Source organism: Qipengyuania triglochinis (assembly GCF_054655615.1).
In genome coordinates this window covers 537,634-554,280 of the sequence record NZ_BAAHND010000002.1, presented here as the reverse complement: position 1 = coordinate 554,280, position 16,647 = coordinate 537,634, and the positions used below count along the sequence as shown (strand labels likewise).

17 protein-coding genes and 1 tRNA gene are annotated in these 16,647 nt (G+C 61.6%); 5 read left to right on the top strand and 13 right to left on the bottom strand.

The annotated features are described in order from the left end of the window. Window positions 1-86: 86 nt before the first annotated feature. Window positions 87-884: a LytR/AlgR family response regulator transcription factor gene (locus ACYQ0G_RS08750; protein ID WP_460101710.1), complete on the bottom strand. Its 798-nt coding sequence runs from the start codon at window positions 882-884 to the stop codon at window positions 87-89. After that, on the bottom strand, window positions 881-2,098 hold the full coding sequence (locus ACYQ0G_RS08745) for a sensor histidine kinase (protein WP_460101708.1): 1,218 nt from the start codon (window positions 2,096-2,098) through the stop codon (window positions 881-883). Before ACYQ0G_RS08745 ends, ACYQ0G_RS08750 begins: the two co-directional genes overlap by 4 nt. A 72-nt stretch (window positions 2,099-2,170) precedes the next feature. Between ACYQ0G_RS08745 and ACYQ0G_RS08740 the strand changes: the two genes are divergently transcribed. Next, complete coding sequence (locus ACYQ0G_RS08740; RefSeq protein WP_460101707.1) at window positions 2,171-2,785, top strand: HD domain-containing protein; 615 nt, start codon at window positions 2,171-2,173, stop codon at window positions 2,783-2,785. Here the strand turns inward: ACYQ0G_RS08740 and ACYQ0G_RS08735 are convergent. The 8 genes from ACYQ0G_RS08735 to ACYQ0G_RS08700 form a co-directional block, all read right to left on the bottom strand. Beyond that, window positions 2,782-3,468 carry a DsbA family protein gene (locus ACYQ0G_RS08735; RefSeq protein ID WP_460101705.1) on the bottom strand — a complete coding sequence of 229 codons (687 nt, stop codon included), beginning with the start codon at window positions 3,466-3,468 and terminating at the stop codon, window positions 2,782-2,784. The two genes, ACYQ0G_RS08740 and ACYQ0G_RS08735, sit on opposite strands and share 4 nt — an antisense overlap. Window positions 3,469-3,486: 18 nt before the next feature. Next, the gene (locus ACYQ0G_RS08730) at window positions 3,487-4,869 is read right to left on the bottom strand and encodes a M48 family metalloprotease (protein ID WP_460101703.1); all 1,383 of its coding nucleotides are present in this window, start codon (window positions 4,867-4,869) and stop codon (window positions 3,487-3,489) included. Window positions 4,870-4,879: 10 nt separating this feature from the next. Then, window positions 4,880-5,809, bottom strand: a complete 930-nt coding sequence (locus tag ACYQ0G_RS08725; RefSeq protein ID WP_460101701.1) for an alpha/beta hydrolase — start codon at window positions 5,807-5,809, stop codon at window positions 4,880-4,882. Further along, entirely contained in the window at window positions 5,806-6,915 is a 1,110-nt protein-coding gene (locus ACYQ0G_RS08720; protein ID WP_460101699.1) for an App1 family protein phosphatidate phosphatase, read from the bottom strand. Before ACYQ0G_RS08720 ends, ACYQ0G_RS08725 begins: the two co-directional genes overlap by 4 nt. A 63-nt stretch (window positions 6,916-6,978) precedes the next feature. Beyond that, window positions 6,979-9,366, bottom strand: coding sequence for a hypothetical protein (locus tag ACYQ0G_RS08715; protein WP_460101697.1), 2,388 nt, complete (start codon window positions 9,364-9,366; stop codon window positions 6,979-6,981). A gap of 135 nt (window positions 9,367-9,501) precedes the next feature. Next, a complete protein-coding gene (locus tag ACYQ0G_RS08710) occupies window positions 9,502-9,948 on the bottom strand; it encodes a DUF2141 domain-containing protein (protein ID WP_460101695.1) in 447 nt (148 codons plus the stop codon). Continuing rightward, on the bottom strand, window positions 9,945-10,661 hold the full coding sequence (locus ACYQ0G_RS08705; RefSeq protein ID WP_460101694.1) for a sterol desaturase family protein: 717 nt from the start codon (window positions 10,659-10,661) through the stop codon (window positions 9,945-9,947). The genes ACYQ0G_RS08710 and ACYQ0G_RS08705 overlap by 4 nt, the downstream gene beginning before the upstream one ends. 51 nt (window positions 10,662-10,712) lie before the next feature. After that, window positions 10,713-11,198 (bottom strand): MmcB family DNA repair protein, encoded by a 486-nt coding sequence (locus ACYQ0G_RS08700; RefSeq protein WP_460101692.1) that lies wholly within the window; start codon window positions 11,196-11,198, stop codon window positions 10,713-10,715. A gap of 148 nt (window positions 11,199-11,346) precedes the next feature. Between ACYQ0G_RS08700 and ACYQ0G_RS08695 the strand changes: the two genes are divergently transcribed. Continuing rightward, window positions 11,347-11,423: transfer RNA gene (locus ACYQ0G_RS08695), tRNA-Arg, on the top strand. 54 nt (window positions 11,424-11,477) lie between these two features. Here the strand turns inward: ACYQ0G_RS08695 and ACYQ0G_RS08690 are convergent. The 3 genes from ACYQ0G_RS08690 to ACYQ0G_RS08680 all read right to left on the bottom strand — a co-directional run bounded on the left by ACYQ0G_RS08690 (window position 11,478) and on the right by ACYQ0G_RS08680 (window position 14,543). Next, window positions 11,478-12,704: a phage integrase SAM-like domain-containing protein gene (locus tag ACYQ0G_RS08690; RefSeq protein WP_460101690.1), complete on the bottom strand. Its 1,227-nt coding sequence runs from the start codon at window positions 12,702-12,704 to the stop codon at window positions 11,478-11,480. Between the two features lie 749 nt (window positions 12,705-13,453). Beyond that, complete coding sequence (locus ACYQ0G_RS08685; RefSeq protein ID WP_460102810.1) at window positions 13,454-14,089, bottom strand: RES family NAD+ phosphorylase; 636 nt, start codon at window positions 14,087-14,089, stop codon at window positions 13,454-13,456. Between the two features lie 64 nt (window positions 14,090-14,153). Next, a complete protein-coding gene (locus tag ACYQ0G_RS08680) occupies window positions 14,154-14,543 on the bottom strand; it encodes an antitoxin Xre-like helix-turn-helix domain-containing protein (protein ID WP_460101689.1) in 390 nt (129 codons plus the stop codon). Window positions 14,544-14,688: 145 nt separating this feature from the next. On the opposite strand from ACYQ0G_RS08680, the gene ACYQ0G_RS08675 reads away from it, so the two are divergent. The 3 genes from ACYQ0G_RS08675 to ACYQ0G_RS08665 are packed head-to-tail and all read left to right on the top strand — an operon-like array spanning window position 14,689 to window position 16,638. Next, window positions 14,689-15,000: a multiubiquitin domain-containing protein gene (locus ACYQ0G_RS08675; protein ID WP_460101687.1), complete on the top strand. Its 312-nt coding sequence runs from the start codon at window positions 14,689-14,691 to the stop codon at window positions 14,998-15,000. Continuing rightward, on the top strand, window positions 14,975-16,168 hold the full coding sequence (locus tag ACYQ0G_RS08670; protein ID WP_460101685.1) for a ThiF family adenylyltransferase: 1,194 nt from the start codon (window positions 14,975-14,977) through the stop codon (window positions 16,166-16,168). The genes ACYQ0G_RS08675 and ACYQ0G_RS08670 overlap by 26 nt, the downstream gene beginning before the upstream one ends. Then, window positions 16,165-16,638: a ubiquitination-like system serine protease family protein gene (locus ACYQ0G_RS08665; protein WP_460101683.1), complete on the top strand. Its 474-nt coding sequence runs from the start codon at window positions 16,165-16,167 to the stop codon at window positions 16,636-16,638. Before ACYQ0G_RS08670 ends, ACYQ0G_RS08665 begins: the two co-directional genes overlap by 4 nt. Window positions 16,639-16,647 lie beyond the last annotated feature (9 nt).

Below are 16,647 nucleotides of genomic sequence, written 5' to 3'. Positions count from 1 at the left end.
GTAAGGGCAACCGCCCGCCCGCAGCGGGTGCAGCTTGCTGCACGTCTAGCGAGGACGCGCCGACGGAGGTCGGTGCGGAAAACAAATCAGTGTACGAAGCGGGCAACGACGTCGCGATAGCTGCGCGAAACCTTCACTTCGGCACCGCTGTCCAGCACGAGGAAGCATTCGCCATTGGTATGCGGCTTCACTTGCCGCACTTGGTCCAGATTGACGATGGTCGAACGATGCACGCGCTGGAAGGTGCGCGGATCGAGCCGGCGTTCGAGATCCTTCATCGTTTCGCGCAGGATCAGCGAATTGTCGCCAGTGTAGATGCACATGTAATCGCCAGCGGCCTCGATATGCTCGATCGTGTCGACTTCCACGCGGAAGATCTGGCCGCGGTCCTTCACATTGATCAGCTTTTCGTAGCGGCCCGTCGTTTCCGCATCGCCTTCTTCCATGTCATGCGCCGCTTCGGGCGCGACTTCGGACAGGACACCGCGCAAGCGGTCGGCTTCGTCGCTGCTCTTCTTTTCGGCGAGGCGCTGGCGCACGCGTTCGATCGTGTCGGCCAGCTTGTCCTCGTCCACCGGTTTCATCAGATAGTTCACGGCATTGGCTTCGAACGCGCGAATCGCGTGTTCCTGGAATGCGGTGACGAAAACGAACAGCGGCGGATCGATTTCCATCACGCCCTGCACCACCGAAAAACCGTCGAAACCGGGCATCTGGATGTCGAGGAAGACGAGGTCCGGCTTCAGCGTCTTGATCGCCCGTATCGCTTCGCGGCCATTCTGGCAGGTTTCGATCACTTCGACATCCTCGAAAGGTTCGAGGCGTAGTTGCAGGCCCTGGATGGCGAGCTTCTCGTCGTCGACGAGGATCGTTCGAATAGTCATTTCGCGGTACTTACCTTCTGGGGAGTATTATTCTGTCCAACGTCGGAAGCGCTGGCTTGTTTCTGCGCCCGTGTCGCCGATCCTGCGGCAGACGGCTCTTCCTTGGCGGCGAGTTCGTGCGGAATTTCGATGAGGACGGTAAAACCACCCGTTTCCGGGCTGCGAATTTCGAAACGGTGATCGTCGCCATAGGCCTGCGCCAGCCGGTCGCGGATATTGGCAAGGCCGACGCCGGTGGAATTGCGGCGCTTGTGCGTGGCCATCACGGCAGGAAGATCGTCCGCCACCCCGCCCACATCGACGCCGGGGCCGCTGTCGGACACGGTGATACGCAGGCGCGGGCCCACGATCTGGGCCAGAAGCGAAATCTCAGCCCCTTCTTCCAGCGGGCTGACGCCGTATTTGATCGCGTTTTCCATCAGCGGCTGCAGTAGCATGGAGGGGATCTGTGCCTTGGACGCCTTTTCCTCGACCCTAAAATCGGTCTGCAGCCGTTCTTCGAAACGCATGCGTTCGATATCGAGGTACAGCTTCAACGTCTCCACCTCCTGCGCCACGGTTACCTTGCCGCCCGGCTGGGTGACCAGCGTATGCCGCAGGAAGCTGGACAGCCGCGTCAGCATCGCATTGGCCGGTTCGGTCTGTTTCAGCAGCACCAGCGTGCTGATCGAATTGAGCGTGTTGAACAGGAAATGCGGGTTGAGCTGATAACGCAGCATGGCCAGCTGCGCGCTGGTGGCCTGCGCTTCCAGCCGTTCCAGCCGGTCGGCCTGCTCTTCCACCTTGAGGAAGTAATTGATTGCGAAATACAGCGCCGACCAGGCGCCCAGCAGCGCCAGCGGCCAGATGAACAGGCCGATGAACAGCGACAGGAAATCTCCATCGAAACTGCTTCGCGTCAGGCTGGTGACCCAGGCGATGATGAAGGTGAAGATCGCCACCCCGGTGATCAGCACCAAGAGCATCGAAGTCCACACGATCAGCGGCTTGTCCGAGATCACGCGGTGATAGACGACCGACAGGATCAGGCTGATCGAAAAGCCCGTTATCCCCTCGATCGCGAGATTGATGATGAAGCTGACATCCTGTCCGCTGACCAGGCTGGTGATCGCGCGTAGCAGGAAGGCGCCGCCCCATCCGGCAATCTGCAGCGTCCAGAACGCGCGATTCTTGTCGGAGAAGAACGGGGTGGGTTCGAAGGGCAAGACGGCCATGGTCTCACGGCCTTAGCCCAATTGCCTGCGCCTTTGCCAGCAGCTAGGCTGCGTTCCAGCTGGAGAGAGACGATGAACAAGCCCGAAACCCTTGCCCATTCGCTGGCGGAACGTGCCAAGTTTCGCGAAATGAAGGAAGGTACGAAGGAAGACTGGGCGATCATCGGGTCAGAATATCGCGCCTTTGCCAAGGGCCTGCCCGACCGCGTGCTGGATCATCTCAAGCTTCTGGATGGCGATTTCGGCGGCTTTCCGGTCTGCCGGCTCGAACATTCGCTGCAAACCGCGACGCGCGCGCATCGCGATGGCCGGGGCGAACAATATGTGGTGATGGCGCTGCTGCACGATATCGGCGATACGCTGGGCAGCTATAACCACCCGGAAGTCGGCGCGGCGATCATCAAACCCTTCGTGACCGAAGAGATCCACTGGATCTGCCAGAACCACGGCGCTTTCCAGGGCTATTACTATTTCCATCATCTGGGAATGGACCGCGATGTGCGGGAGAATTTCCGCGACAACCCCCATTACGAAGCCTGCGCGGAATTCTGCGAAAAATACGATCAGGCCGCGTTCGACCCCGATTACGAGAGCGAGGATCTGGCCTTCTTCGAACCCATGGTGCGGCGCGTGATGGCCCGGCCGCTGGCGTCCATGTACGCCAAGGCGGCCGGGGAATACGCCTAGCCCGCCTCGCCCGAAACGATGTCCTTGAGCTGGTCGTAGCCGACGGCGCCTTCGAAGCTGCGATCGCCGAATACCCAGCTCGGCGTGCCGGAAAAGCCCAATTGCTGGGCGAATTGCGAATTCCGGGCGAGTTCGGCGGACACTTCATCGGATGCCGCGAATGTCTCGGCAGCTTCCATGTCGAGGCCGGCCGTACGTGCCGCGGCGGCGATGTTGTCATCCGTGGGCTGACCCAGCGCGAACAGCGCGTGGTAGAAGGCATCGTATTTGCCCTGCTCTGCCGCGGCCAGACCCATGCGGGCCGCCTGCTCGCTGCCGTCGAAGATCGGCCATTCGCGAATGACCACGCGCAGATCGGGATCGGCGGCAATCAGCCGGTCGACATCATCCACGCTCGCGCGGCAATAACCGCAGGCGTAATCGGTGAATTTCACCAAAGTCTTTGAACCATTTGGGTTGCCGAGCACGGCCCCGTCGAAGGGCGCGGTGACCGGCCCTGCCACCGAAGCAAGCCGTTCGCGCGATTGCTTGGTTTGATAGGCTTCCGCCATTTCCGGCAGGATTTCGGGGTTCGCCACCAGATAGTCATGCGTCTGTGCGTGGCCGAGGCCGCTGTAATTGAAGATCGCCGCGCCGCCGAAGCCGGACAGCAGGCCGATCGCCACCATCAATAAATATTTCATCGGATCCCCGGGGTATCTCTATCGTCTGCGCTTGTCGCAGTTTGCGCGGTCCATCTCGCACATCTGTTCCATCAGTGCACGCGCTTCCATGGCGATATCCTGCGCGCGTAGCCAGTCGGGCGAACCATAGGGCAGCTGTGCCTCGGCGGATTGGGCGCTGCGCAGCGCGAGCGGATACTGGCGGCGCATCACCTGCTGTTCGGCGCTGGCCAGCTTGGCCCGGGCCATGTCGCCGCGCGCGGCATAGACCACGCCCAGCTGGTACCAGGCGAAGGGATTGTACCGGTCCCGCCCGACTGCGGCGCGCAGCACCTGTTCGGCCTCTTCGAACTTGTCCTTATCCTCGGTCGCGATCAGCGCATGGCCCAGCATGGCGGCGATCAGCGGCTGGGCACGGCTGATTTCCACTGCCTTGCGCAGCGGAATAACGGCTTCTTCCGGTCGGCCCGATTCCAGCAGAACCTGGCCTTTGAGCTCAAGGAAATAGGGGTCGTTCGGGGCCTGTTCGATCAGGGCATCGGCCGTGTCCAGCGCGCGTTCGACCAGCGCTTCCTTGTGATAGGCATAGGCGCGGGCATAGAGCGCGGGGATCGAGACTTCGCTTTCGGGGTAATCGCGCAGCGTATCCTGCGGATCGGCGACATAGCCCTGCAACTTGGCCTTCACGCGGGCAAAGCTGTTTTCCCATTCCTGATTGAGCGGCGCGTCCCAGGCGGGATCGCGTTCATAGACTTCGCTCAGCTTGGAGATGCGATCGCCCGAAAGCGGGTGGGTGCGGTAGAAACCCGATTCGTCCTTCTGGCTGATGCCGCGGCGAAATTCCTGGTTCAGCAGCTTGCCGAAAAAGGCGAGCGAACCCTTGCCGGTGATGCCTGCCTTGGACAGATATTCCGCCCCCGCCGCATCGGCGCTGGCTTCCTGCGTCCGGCTGAACGCAAGGAACTTGCCCATCGCCGCCTGCTGGCCCGCCGCGATGATCCCCATTGCCGCCTCGCCGCCACCGGCCAGCGCGGCGCCGATCCCCGCCAGCAGCGACAGGATCGAGATATTGGCCGCCGACTGGTAACCCTCGCCAATCCGGATCACATGGCCGCCGGTAACATGGCCCAGTTCGTGCGCAATCACGCCCTGCACTTCATTGGCGGTGTCGGCAGCGTCGATCAGCCCGCTATGGATATAGACCGCCTGCCCGCCCGCCACGAAGGCGTTGATCGACGGATCGTTGATCAGGATAACATCGACATTGTTGGGCTGCAGGCCGGCCGCCTCGATCAGCGGCTTGGAGATATCGTCGAGGAAGGCCTCGGTTTCCGCATCGCGCAGGATCGACTGGGCAGCGGCGGGCTGCGCGACAAAGATCGCAAGCGCGAGGATCGCGGCGATATGGGAGACTAATCGCATTGCGCGCAGCCTAGGGGGTTTTTGGCTGAACCGGAACTGAAGTTCGCACTGTGCTATCCATGAACTGCATCATGGCATCGAACACTCGCGCATCGCGCCGCCAGGGGCTGGCCAGCATCAGCAGCGGATCGGCGTGGTTCTTGCCCGGCAGATAGAGCGTCTCGACGCTGTCGCCTTGCGCCCGCAAGGCCGCGGCCAGCGCCTGCGAATTGCGCGGCTTGACCGTGGTATCCGCCTCCCCGTGGATCAGCAGCATGGGCGGCGCGCCGGGGGTGACCGTGTTCACCGGCTGGCTGTCTGGTCCGGCACCTGCGCTACCGAATGCGGCGCGGGTACTGTCGGTGTCGAAGGGATAGAAGTCATAGGGGCCGGAAAGGCCGATCACCCCGCGGATCGCATCGCGCGGAACGCCTGCCGCGGCGAGCCATTGCGGGTCGAGCACGGCCTGCACCGCGTTATAGGCGCCTGCCGAATGGCCCGAGATCACCAGCCTTTCGGGATCGCCGCCATAGCGCGCGATGTTGCGGTAAACCCAGCCGATGTCCGCCGCCGTATCTTCCAGCATGCCGGGATAGCGCCCGCCCTCACCCAGCCGGTATCCAGCCAGCACCACGACATAGCCCTGTGCCGCGATATTGCGCGCGACGAAGCCATAGTCGGCGGGATCGCCGCTGGCCCAGGATCCGCCGTGAATGAACACGAGCACCGGCAGCGGTTCCTCACCTGCCTCATCGGGCCGGAAAACGCGCACCTGCTGCTGTGGCGAGGGGCCGGTGCTGGCGATCTGCACCAGCTCCACCCCGGAAGACCCGCCGGCAATCCGGTCCACCGTATCGAGCACCGCCGGGCCGTTGCGCTGCACCGCGATCCACAGGCCGAGCGCGGCGAGCAGCACAAGCGCAACAACGATGCCGATCACCCACATCGCGCGTCGCCTCATTCAGCCGCCTCGGCTGCATCGCCCTTGCCCACAGAATCGACGATCTTCTCCGCCTCGCCATCGTCCAGCAGCCCCATCGAGGCGAGGAAGCTGTGCCCCTGCTCATAGCCCTCGCCCAGCCACAGCGGAATGTTGGCCGCCTCCAGCGATGCCTTGGCGGCCAGTTCGTCGGGCGTCATCGCTTCGCCGACCTTGCGGATGAAGACCGCGCGAATCCGGCCCGGCATCTGCACGGCGATATCGGCGAAGGCGGTCAGATCGCCCTGCGAATCGTCACCGATCAGCGCGAATTTGAGTTCGGGATAGGTCGCGATGATGCCTTCGATGGCCACGCGCTTGTGCGCCCCGTGGCTGGACGATCCGAAGGTTTCGCGGTTCAGCCCCCAGTCGCGCAGCATGATCGGGCCGAGCGGCAGGCCGCGCCCCTTCATGTAGGAAACGAGATAGGAAAACAGATTCCAGGGGCTGGAGGAAACATAGAAGAACGGCCGGCGCGAGGCGGCCTGGTGATCGCCCGCATTGCCGGCATTCGACGGCTTGCCCCGGTTCCCGCCCAGCGCATTGTAGAACATGTCCGCCCCGGGCACGAGAATGCGCTCTTCGGGCATCTGCATCAGCACGCGGCGCCAGTTGCGCATCACCGCGCGGAAATTGCCGGTGATCCCGGTCTCGATGATCGTGTCGTCGATATCGGAGATCATCGCCAGCCCGGTGGCCTTGCCCGGCGCCAGCACATGCCCGTCGACGCATTGTTCGCCCGCATCGTTTTTCCAGTGGAGCGTGACCGTTTCCCACTGCGGATGCTCTTCGTAATCCCACTCCCCTTCCAGCGGGATGTCGAAATGGACGAAGCCTTCCTTGTCGGTCACGCCCGGATACCGGCGCGGCTCGCCCGTGGGAGAACCGACCTGCAACTCCACCGGAAAGTCGCCCACCTCGTGGCTGGCGAATTGCGACATCATGGTGCGCATCGCGCGCCATTTGCCTGTCTTCTCGAACTCGCTGGCGCGGGACCGCAGCGCGCGCACGGTCATGTGCAGGCGTTCGCGATTGCGATAGCCGAAATAGGGCTGGATACGGACGGGGGCGCTGGGAAAAAACGGCATGGGGCGAACCGCTAGCCTGCGGTCCGCCCCATACTCAAGCCATTCGTCGGATAATGCGGGGGTTTAGCGGCCCGCCAGCTTCAGCGCCGCCGTTTCGAGCAGGCCGGTATCGTGCGGCACTTCGCCGATGACTTCGGCCCCGCCATCCGCCGTGCGCCGCACCATGACCAGCGCGGTCTCGGGGCCTTCGGCAGCCAGATCGCCCACGGGAAGCTGTGCCAGCACCCGGCGCTGTTCCTGCCCATTGGCCTCGGCAGCGATCACCGCCTTGATGCTGACATCGAAAGCGCGGCCCACGGCTTCGTAAAGCGCGCGGCGGCTGCGGTCCTGCGTCGTGCGCGCAGCCTCGGTCAGATCGTGGACGGCGGCCAGCAGCCCGTGCAGGCTTTCGGGTTCGGGATGCTTCGCCGGTTCTTCGGCCACGATATCGGTGTGCGAAGCGGCAGCATAAGTTGCCTGCTGTTCTGCGGCCGCAGCATCGTCATTCGCATGGCTTTCATAGGCAGCTTCCTGCGGCGCGACCTCTTCGACGATCAGATCTTCGCTGAGTTCGAGCGGTTCGGCCGCCATCTGAGGCTCTTCGGTTTCCGGCACTTCGGCATAACCGGCCAGCGAAAGCGGTTCGTCTTCGGAAGTTTCCGATTCGTAAGACGCAGGCTGCGGCTCGTAAGCGACCGGCTCTTCCTCGTACGGCGCGTGATAGGTTGCCTCGGCAGGGGCGCTTGCCGGTTCCTCATAGGAAACGGCTTCTTCCGACAGTTCGTAAGGCGCGGAATAGGAGGCGGGCTCTTCAGCCGCTTCCTCGGGCGCGGTATAGGCCGTGTATTCCTGCGGCGCATCGCCTGCCGCTTCATGCGCCGGGGCGTTCTGCGAATCGGTTACCGGCTCAGGCGCGTAGGAATAAGCGCCGTCGTTATCGTATTCATATTCCTCGCCATATTCGTCCTCTTCCTCGGCCTCGTCATAGGCCTGCGGAGTGAGAAGCGTATCGACCGAAGGCGCCTTGGGCCGGAAAAGCGGCCGTTCGTCGGTTTCTTCCTCGGCGGTTTCCTCGTCCTCGTCGGCCAGCGAGCCCAGATCGATCGGCGATTTGCCGCGCACGCTGGAATTCACCAGTGACAGCAGGCGGCTGTTGAGATCGATGTCCGCCAGCGGATTGACCAGTCCGTCGACATCTTCTTCGGGCTCTTCTTCCTCGTCCCAGTCGGGCAGGCCGTATTCTTCGGTGATCGACATGGCGGAAGGGGCGGGCTCTTCGCCGCCCTCGTCCTGCGGCGCGCCGCCGATCGGATTGCCCAGCGCATCGACCGAACGATTGCGCTTCGGCGTGGAGACGGCGTCCGTGTAGCTCGGCTCGTAAGCGGCGTAATCCTGCGATTCGCCGGCCTCTTCCTGCTCGTATCCGGCGTCGTATCCGGTCTCCTCTTCGTTCGCATACTCCGTCTGGCCGAAACTCGGGGCAGGCGGTTCGACCGATTCGTCCTCAACGCCATAGGATTCCTCGGCACCATAGGGCGCAGGGTTAACGGTGCCCTTCATCGCCAGGACATTGTCCTCGCTCTTGTCCGCCTGAGGGGCTTCGTACTGCGGGGCCGCATACTGCGGAGCGTCCTGCTGGGTAACCTGCTCTTGCGGGGCCTGCTCGTAAGGCGCCTGCTCCGGTGCGGCGTTTTCTTGTGTGGCCTGTTCCCGGGGCGATTCGGTTTGCGCCTCTCCGTTGCGGATCCGCTGCAGCCGCTTGGCGAACTCGTCACGGACGGTTTCGAGGCGGCGGTCGAAATGCACGATATTGGCCATGTCGGCTGGCTCCTGCGCAGTGTGTTCTTCGTAAGCGGGCTCGTCCTGCGTGGCGAGCGCGGCGTCGATTTCGGACAGCAGGGCATCGGCGGTCGCCGCATCGGCAACCTCCTTCCAGTTCACCACTGCATAAACGAAGTCGATCGTGTCGTAATCGCTGGAATAGGGCAGCAGAATGCCGCGATAGGCGATTCGGCGCCCCTTGGCGTTGACGGCTTCGGCCTCGAAATTGACCGGGCCCTGCGCCGAAATCACCCGCATGTAATTATCCGCCACCTTGGCCAACAGCGAATTGTCGGGAATGTCGTCCAGCGTTTCGACCAGATCCTGCACGCGGCATTCGTCGCGCAGTTCGGTACCCACGAACTGGATCGTCGGCGATGTGCTGCCGGTCGAAAAGTCCAGCAGCACCGAATAGGGGCCGAAATCGCCCAGAAACTCGGGCTCCAGATCCTCGATATGGGGAAGCGTGGCTTCGCCCAGCAGGCTGGCCCAGTGGTTATAGGCCCGCACCTGCATGCGGCGTTCGTCCTGCCCTACCGGCGAAGGCGGGGGATTCGAATGGGCGCCATCGTCATGCTGGCCCGGATTGCCGCGATCGTCGAATCCGTCATCGTCGCCATAAGCGTCGAAATCTGCGCCAAACCTGTCCATTGCAGCAAAAGCCCCCAAGCGAGTGGTGTTCGAGGCATCCTGTTTGCCCCGGGCATGCTGAAAAAAGAGTTAAGGTTAATCGGCCCGGTAATCATGTCCGGCTGGCCATGACCGGCCCGTGGCGGGTGACGTGCTTCAGAGCATGTAGCGCATGCGGATCGTCATCGTGCGATCCACCGGGCCGACCTCGAATTCCGCATCGTGGAAGGCGGGCGGCCCCATGCGGACCGGGGCATCGCGCGAAAAGCCGAAGCCTTCGCGCGGCATCATGCCCAGTGCGCGGTCGGCCTTGCCGTTGCCGTTCTCGTCATGGAGCAGGGCGATGGCGTAATGGCCGGGCTTCACATCGTCGAAGGTGAGGGTGAGCTGGCCTTCATGGGCATCGACCCGGCTGGATTTGGTGCCCGCGACTCCGCGGCATTTGGGGAAATTCTTCTCGCTCGCCGTCATGCAGGCCAGCACCACGCCATCGGCATTGCGCAGATTCGTTACCGTCACGGTGATCTTCGCCGTGGGCTGGACCAGCGGGGCGCCGCCTCCCAGTGCCAGTGCAGCGCAGGGAAGAAGAGCAAGACGAATCATATGCGCGCGCTCAGCCCCTTGTCGGTTCCGCACAGGCGATCCCAGAAGCGGAAATAGAGTCCGTAATTGCATCGGTATTCTTCGTGATGACGTTGGTGATGGCTGGCGGTTATCAGCCAACCTCCTAACGCCGAGTGAACCAGCCGATTGGGAAACATCTCCCAGCCCATGTGGTTGGTGACGCCCATCACGGTCATCACCAGCAGCACCAGCCCCAGCATCGCGATGTGGATCGGGACGAAGAATACCAGCAGGGGAATCACTACCGCGCCGGTCAGCGCTTCCCAGGGGTGAAAGCTCATCGCGGCCCAGGCGGTGGGCGGGCGGCTGGCGTGGTGCACGGCGTGCATCGTGCGGAACAGTTTGGGCCGGTGCATCAGCCGGTGGGTCCAGTAGAACCAGGTATCGTGCAGGAAGAGATAGATCAGCGGGGCCAGCGGCAGATACCACAGCGGCATTGCATCCCACTCGGCATAGATGCGCGTCCAGCCGCGTTCTTCCCAGCCCCAGGCCACGATGCCCGCCGGGATGCCGTAAATCGCCGCCGATACCAGTGACCAGCCGATTTCGCGGCGGATCTGCTTGCCCAGCCTGGCGTGATAGCCCGGCAGCCGGCGGCCGGTCACAAAGGCGAACAGCCCGCTGGTCGCCAGATACCGCGCGGCGACAATGGCCGTCATGGTAACGGCGGAGATGAGAATGGCGGTCCACATGGTGCTGGGTTCCGCCCTAAGCGCTTAATCGCGTTTGGTTAAGACCCGCTGTTATTCGCGGCCTGCCCAGGGCGCGCAGTGCGGATCTGAGGCAACAGTCATCCGGCGCATGGCGGTGCGGGCAAGCCGCTCCACCTCTGACTTGCGGCGCTGGGCGGCCAGCGGCATCAGCGGGGCAGGGCGCACGATCTCGCCATCATAGCCATCGGCCACCACGATGCCGCAACATTCGGGGCGATAATCGTCCATGTCGAGAATCGTCCGGTCGAGCTCGGGCGGCAGGCCCCAGTAGAACCGGTCGCAGTAATCGAGATAGTCCTGCCATTTGCCATCGCCCAGCAGATCGCCGCGCTGGACCTTCACCTCGACGATCACCACGCGGCCCTTCACATCGATCCCCATCAGATCGGCCCGCCGGCCATTGCGCAGCGGCATCTCGGGCAGCAACCAGATGTCGTTGCGGGCAAACAGGCGCCGGATGCCACGACAGACCGTGGCGGCATCGGCGGGGCTTTCGATGACAGGAGAATCGCTCATGGGTGCTAGGTGGAACAAAGTGGGAACGCAGTCAAGATCGACCGTTCAGTTTTGCCGGTGGCCGATCAAGTGGGTGTTCGGATCGAAATCCGGAACGGTTTTTAGTGGCGAGAGGCGCCACGCCTTGCTAAGCGCCCCGCCACGGCATGCACCCGTAGCTCAGCTGGATAGAGCGCTGCCCTCCGAAGGCAGAGGCCACAGGTTCGAATCCTGTCGGGTGCGCCAGTTTTTCCGCCGTTTTTCATCTTGGGCGGCATACTTGCTCCGGCGAAACTCCGGCTAATTTGACGAGAACGCGCCTGGCGCGGCCGCTTCGATGCGGTCGATCAACTCTTCGGTGAGGCGAAGCGCATCGACGAGATAAGCCTCATGATAGGGCGTGGCGTACTTGTCTGAAACGTTTGGTCGGATGTGGCCAAGCATCAGCCGCCCCTGACTGTCCCACGCACCAATCGACTCCATTAGAGGTCGTATTAGACTAGCCGTGCTGCGGCGAATGAGCTTCTCACCGCTTTGACCTTTGTCAGGGAATCCAAGTGTGCTTGCCATCTGTCGAAAGGCAGTTCGTACGGACGCACTTTTGACGAATTTTCCGTCGTTTTCATTCAGAAGAGGGATTAGCTGTCGAGGAGCTCGAACCAGAGGGCGATACTTTTCCGATTGTTCGCGGCCAAAGGGATTGAGCTCGATATAACCATTTTCAGGATTCCATTGCTCGGTTTCTTCGGACGTTGAAAAATCCATGATTGCGTCAGGCCGAGCCCAAGTAGCTACGCCGAGGCGAAGATATTGTCGGAGATTGCTCCTCTCGCGCTTCCACTTCTTTCGCTGCTTGTCGCTGGAGTTTTCCGGAAAGTCCAAGACCGGGGCGTAGCGAAACATTCCGATGATCTGACTTTCCGAAGCTCGGAACCAAGGGGATTTACCCTCAATCTCGGACTTCTTCACGCTGATTGCTGCTCTATGCAAAAGTTTTCGGCTTTCGAACGCCTGATTGATCGCTGTACGCAACATCGAAACGCTAGCCGCGACCGTTGTCGAAGAACGCTTCCTTCTCTTGCCGGTAGGCGAAACGATATTCACCCCTGATGCCCACTTGCGGAATTTCTTGACCCACGCGTCATTGATTTCGTCACATCGAGCGTCTTCCAAGCCCTTGGCTTCGAGATAAGCGAGAACGTGAGCTAACCGGGCACCAGCAGCCTCGTAGTCAGTGCTCTCAAGGTATTCAGCGATAGCGGTTGCAAGGAGCGGCGGAAGTTCGCCGCTAAAAGCCTGTCCGCAGGTGGGACAGAATTTATGAGACTTCTCCCGTTCGTCATAGAAGCGGTCTAGTTTTTCTTTCGCGAGTTTGAGATTCGACGTGCCCGTTGAATGGCTTCGACCCCTTCCTGCTTCGCGGTCGTAGTAGAAGATGTAGAGGTTTTTAGAGCGAGCCGTTCCATTGGGGTTTGTGTCGAATGCGAGATAGTAGTCGCCGCGTTTGTGGATCTTCTTCTTAGGCATTCCTTTTTCCTTTCGGCTGCGATCTCCTCATCCAACTTATTCAAGGTGCCGAGTTCTACGATTCCCATGACTTCATCTGGCCGCAGGCGTAGCCCGCGTCCTTCGACAAACTTTTTGGTGATCCTCGACCGCAACTGTTCGAGCGATGCGAGCCGCTGCCGCGCGTTTTCGAAATTGTCAGGATGTGGTTCATCAGTCGCGGACATTGCGTAGCCCTCCGCGTAATTGGCCTCCAAGTGAGACCGCGCTTAGGCCTCTATGGCTCCGCTCTAGTCCGGCCCTGCTCCGCGGCCTGCTGGGGTACGAGAAAATTTGGCTCTGCATCTTTGAGCTTAAAGGATGCGGATTCAGTTTTCCCAAGGACTTTTTGATTTAGTCGCCAATTCATTTGGCAGGCAGGCTCGAATTATCATGCAACGCTGAGAAGCTATTTGGATATGACGGGACGCCTGCGACAGCTTTGCGCCCTAATCTCAGTCATTGACGTGGTCGAAATTTTCGCCCGAAAGCTGACGTTCGTTCAGATTATACCGGAAGGCAGCTTCACACACTCATTTCTCCCATTCCGAATAACTTTCCCGGCGTCAGCAAGCGGAAATTCAGTTCTATCCAACTCATTTGACAAGTCGCACCATCGTCAGCTTGTTCGCTTAGTCGGGTCACCCAATCATTGGCGATCGGAGCAATTTTTGGCGATCCCAATCCTTCTCGCGGCCTCACGTCAGATTGTTTGACCACCTTAATCTCGCTCAGGCCGCAAGCAGTTGCTCTTCCTCACAAAGCTGATCGGGCTTGAGTTCTTTGCCATCGCCAAACGAATAGACAATTGTGAACTTACGACCGTCCCAGACGAACTTGAAGTGGTCGCACTGGACCGGATTGCCAAGGCGCGCGCTCGGCCTGACGATGATCGCGGAGGCGGTAGGACGCTCCGGCGGCCTGAAGACGAGGCCGTCCAGATCGGCATCGGCTACATACTGACCGAGCAACAGTCGTTGCTCGCGGGTGATGGGGTAATCGGCTCGGCTGACGTCGAGGAAACGCCCTTCGACAGGTCGCTTAAGTTGTCGCATTTCTATCGCGGTTGGGGGTTCCGACGTGCGTGACAAAAAGTCCGCTCGCCTAGCCACCGAGATCGCAAGCGCGGTCTGGAGGTCTGCCGCTAACTCAAGGACCTTATGGTCGCTTCCGAAGAAACGACTTCCCTCGGGATTCGGATATGCGAACGGCGCGTGGTTCCAGTTGACTAAGCGCGGATCGGACCGGCCGTCGTCGCGCCTCCCGCGCGTGAGCCTCTCCTTCTCCCGAAGCCTCGGGTTAGTGATGCTCTCGACCTGAGCGAACAGGTCATCCCTCCCGGCAGCGATCCTCTCGAAAACCGGCACGGGCGGAAAGCGCGACGGAATAAGATTATGGTAGGGTTCGCCGCTCAATTCGACGATCGGATGCTCAGCCGCCACGTTGCGCGTCCAAATAGCTTCTGACGCTCAGGATGTCGGAGAAATTGCCGCTCTCAAGCATCACCTCGAGGGCCGACGCGTCGCCGAAGTAGGCGTTCGGCCTCCTGATCCACCCCAGCGATCGCTCCTTCTCCGCGAAGAGGATCTCCAGCGCCTTCCAGATCGCCAACAGGTGTGAGATCCTCTCGACTGTGTCCCGTGGCAGCAAACCTCCATCCTTCTTCCACTTGAAGAACGTCGATCTCGGGGGTGAACCCAGAAGTCTCATCTGTTCGTCGGCCGTGAGGCCCCACGCTTCCGCGAGAGGCAGGAACACGTCGATCGACACCGGAATCGCTTCGGTTCCCCCGCCCTCTTGGGCGACGGATTGTGTCGGCATACGAAATTATTTCTCCCTCAGTCCCTTTTTGGACTTGATTGCCAATAACGTCTCGATATAGACAGTCCATATCGAGACCCAAGGTGGTTTCTAGTCCAACAGCGAATCGCTTGCAAGCGTTTCGCGCCAACGATGGGAGCATGAGATGCCCAGCAATGCCCGAAACGAAGCAGACGGTCGCCGCCCGTCGGAGAAAGACCACAAGCCCAAGCCTGCGGACGATAAGATTACGATCCGCGTGAATTCCCGCAAGCGCGAGGTCGACGCCGGCCTCGTCTCCTTCGATCAGCTGATCGCGTTGGCCTTCCAGCCGCCGCCCAGCGGACCGAACGTCTCTTTCACGGTCAGCTGGCGGAAGGGGCCCTCCGAACGGCCCGAAGGCTCGCTGGTCTCCGGACAATCCGTGCAGGTGGTGAAGGGGATGACGTTCCATGTTACAGCAACTGATATGTCGTAGTCCCGACCTCCTGCGCCTGCAGGAGGACGGTTACCAAGTCGAGGTCATCGCAGGGCACCTGGTGGTCGCGACCCCCTTCGCAACCTCAGAGGGCAAGGTCGGCTGGGGGAAGGTCGTGTCTACTCTAGACCTGGCCGGCGACGTCACCCGTCCGCCGAGCACCCACGTCGCCATGTTCGTCGGAGGGATCCCGTGCCATGCAGACGGTCGCCCGTTATCTCGCATCATCAACTCGCAGTCCATTCAGGATCTGGGTCACGGACTGCGGACCACCTGCACATTCTCCAGCAAGCCGGCGTGCGGAAGTTACGCCGACTATCACGAGAAGATGACGACCTATGTGGCTATCCTCTCCGCCGAGGCGGCGGCGATCGATCCGGAAGTGACCCCCCGCACGCGGCGCGTGGTCGCGAACGACGACGCGTCCTCGCCCTTCGTCTACCTCGACACCGCAACGACCCGCGCCGGTATCGGCGCGGTGTCTCGCAAGCTCGAGAGTGAGCGGGTGGCAATCGTGGGTCTGGGTGGCACCGGTGCCTACGTCCTCGACCAAGTCGCCAAGTGCCCGGTCGCGGCCATCGATCTCTTCGACGAAGATTACCTCCTCCAACACAACGCTTTCCGTGGACCGGGCGCCGTCCCGCTCGAGGTTCTGCGCGAACGGCCGAGGAAGGTCGACTGGTGGGCCTCCGTCTATTCACACATGCACCGCGGCATCACTCCGCATGCAATCCGTGTGGGTGCGGACGACGTGTCGGTCCTCGCCGGTTCGACCTTCGTCTTCCTCTGCCTCGACGCCGGCGAAGACAAGGCGGCGATCGTACGCGAGCTCGAACACCTTGACATCCCGTTTGTAGACGTCGGTATGGGCTTGCATCTCGTCGACGACGCCCTCGTCGGCCAACTGCGAGTCACGACGAGCACCCCCGGCATGCGTGAGCAGGTGCATTCGAGGGCTCGTATCCCGATGCAGGGCGCGGGGCTCGACGACCTCTACGCGCGCAACATTCAGGTGGCCGACCTCAACATGCTGAACGCTGCGCTCGCGGTAGGACGATGGAAGCGGCTCCGCGGATTCTATGTCGATCTCGAGAACGAGCACTTCTCGCTTTTCACCGTGGACGGCAACCACATGCTGAACGAAGACTTTCCGGGCGAGGCGGCATGAGCGAGGTCCTCTCCTTCCGTCCCGCATTCGTGGACGAGGTCCCCGATGAGCTGTCGCATGGCGTGCTCTACGTTTCCATCGAGCACGCTTCGATGATCCACCTGTGCGCATGCGGGTGCGGCTCGGAGGTCGTCCTCCCGCTGACCCCCGAGGACTGGAAACTAATATACAACGGCGAGGACGTGTCGGTCTCGCCTTCGGTAGGCAACTGGAGCCTCCCCTGCAGATCGCACTACTTCATCCGTTCTGGTGAGGTGGTCTGGGCGGGAGACTGGTCCGAGGAAAGGATACTCGACGGGCGGAACGCCGACCTAGTCAGGAAGGCCGAGCGCTACGGTGGCGACGGCTTCGGCGCGGGTCGCGAGGAACCCGGCGACGCGACCGCACCTGCCGTTCGTTGGGATCACGATCGTCGTTCGGGTTTCACTGGATGGCTGCGCGATCTGGTGGCGAGACTGCGCGGCGGCTAGAGTCGCACG

Excerpts from the sequence above, each read along its gene's own strand:
- ACYQ0G_RS08710 (WP_460101695.1), bottom strand. The coding sequence starts at position 9,948 with ATGATTCGTCTTGCTCTTCTTCCCTGCGCTGCACTGGCACTGGGAGGC.
- ACYQ0G_RS08675 (WP_460101687.1), top strand. The coding sequence starts at position 14,689 with ATGCCCAGCAATGCCCGAAACGAAGCAGACGGTCGCCGCCCGTCGGAG.
- ACYQ0G_RS08700 (WP_460101692.1), bottom strand. The coding sequence starts at position 11,198 with ATGAGCGATTCTCCTGTCATCGAAAGCCCCGCCGATGCCGCCACGGTC.
- ACYQ0G_RS08730 (WP_460101703.1), bottom strand. The coding sequence starts at position 4,869 with ATGCGATTAGTCTCCCATATCGCCGCGATCCTCGCGCTTGCGATCTTT.
- ACYQ0G_RS08690 (WP_460101690.1), bottom strand. The coding sequence starts at position 12,704 with ATGCCTAAGAAGAAGATCCACAAACGCGGCGACTACTATCTCGCATTC.
- ACYQ0G_RS08720 (WP_460101699.1), bottom strand. The coding sequence starts at position 6,915 with ATGCCGTTTTTTCCCAGCGCCCCCGTCCGTATCCAGCCCTATTTCGGC.
- ACYQ0G_RS08740 (WP_460101707.1), top strand. The coding sequence starts at position 2,171 with ATGAACAAGCCCGAAACCCTTGCCCATTCGCTGGCGGAACGTGCCAAG.
- ACYQ0G_RS08750 (WP_460101710.1), bottom strand. The coding sequence starts at position 884 with ATGACTATTCGAACGATCCTCGTCGACGACGAGAAGCTCGCCATCCAG.
- ACYQ0G_RS08735 (WP_460101705.1), bottom strand. The coding sequence starts at position 3,468 with ATGAAATATTTATTGATGGTGGCGATCGGCCTGCTGTCCGGCTTCGGC.
- ACYQ0G_RS08705 (WP_460101694.1), bottom strand. The coding sequence starts at position 10,661 with ATGTGGACCGCCATTCTCATCTCCGCCGTTACCATGACGGCCATTGTC.
- ACYQ0G_RS08680 (WP_460101689.1), bottom strand. The coding sequence starts at position 14,543 with ATGCCGACACAATCCGTCGCCCAAGAGGGCGGGGGAACCGAAGCGATT.
- ACYQ0G_RS08725 (WP_460101701.1), bottom strand. The coding sequence starts at position 5,809 with ATGAGGCGACGCGCGATGTGGGTGATCGGCATCGTTGTTGCGCTTGTG.
- ACYQ0G_RS08670 (WP_460101685.1), top strand. The coding sequence starts at position 14,975 with ATGTTACAGCAACTGATATGTCGTAGTCCCGACCTCCTGCGCCTGCAG.
- ACYQ0G_RS08715 (WP_460101697.1), bottom strand. The coding sequence starts at position 9,366 with ATGGACAGGTTTGGCGCAGATTTCGACGCTTATGGCGACGATGACGGA.
- ACYQ0G_RS08665 (WP_460101683.1), top strand. The coding sequence starts at position 16,165 with ATGAGCGAGGTCCTCTCCTTCCGTCCCGCATTCGTGGACGAGGTCCCC.
- ACYQ0G_RS08745 (WP_460101708.1), bottom strand. The coding sequence starts at position 2,098 with ATGGCCGTCTTGCCCTTCGAACCCACCCCGTTCTTCTCCGACAAGAAT.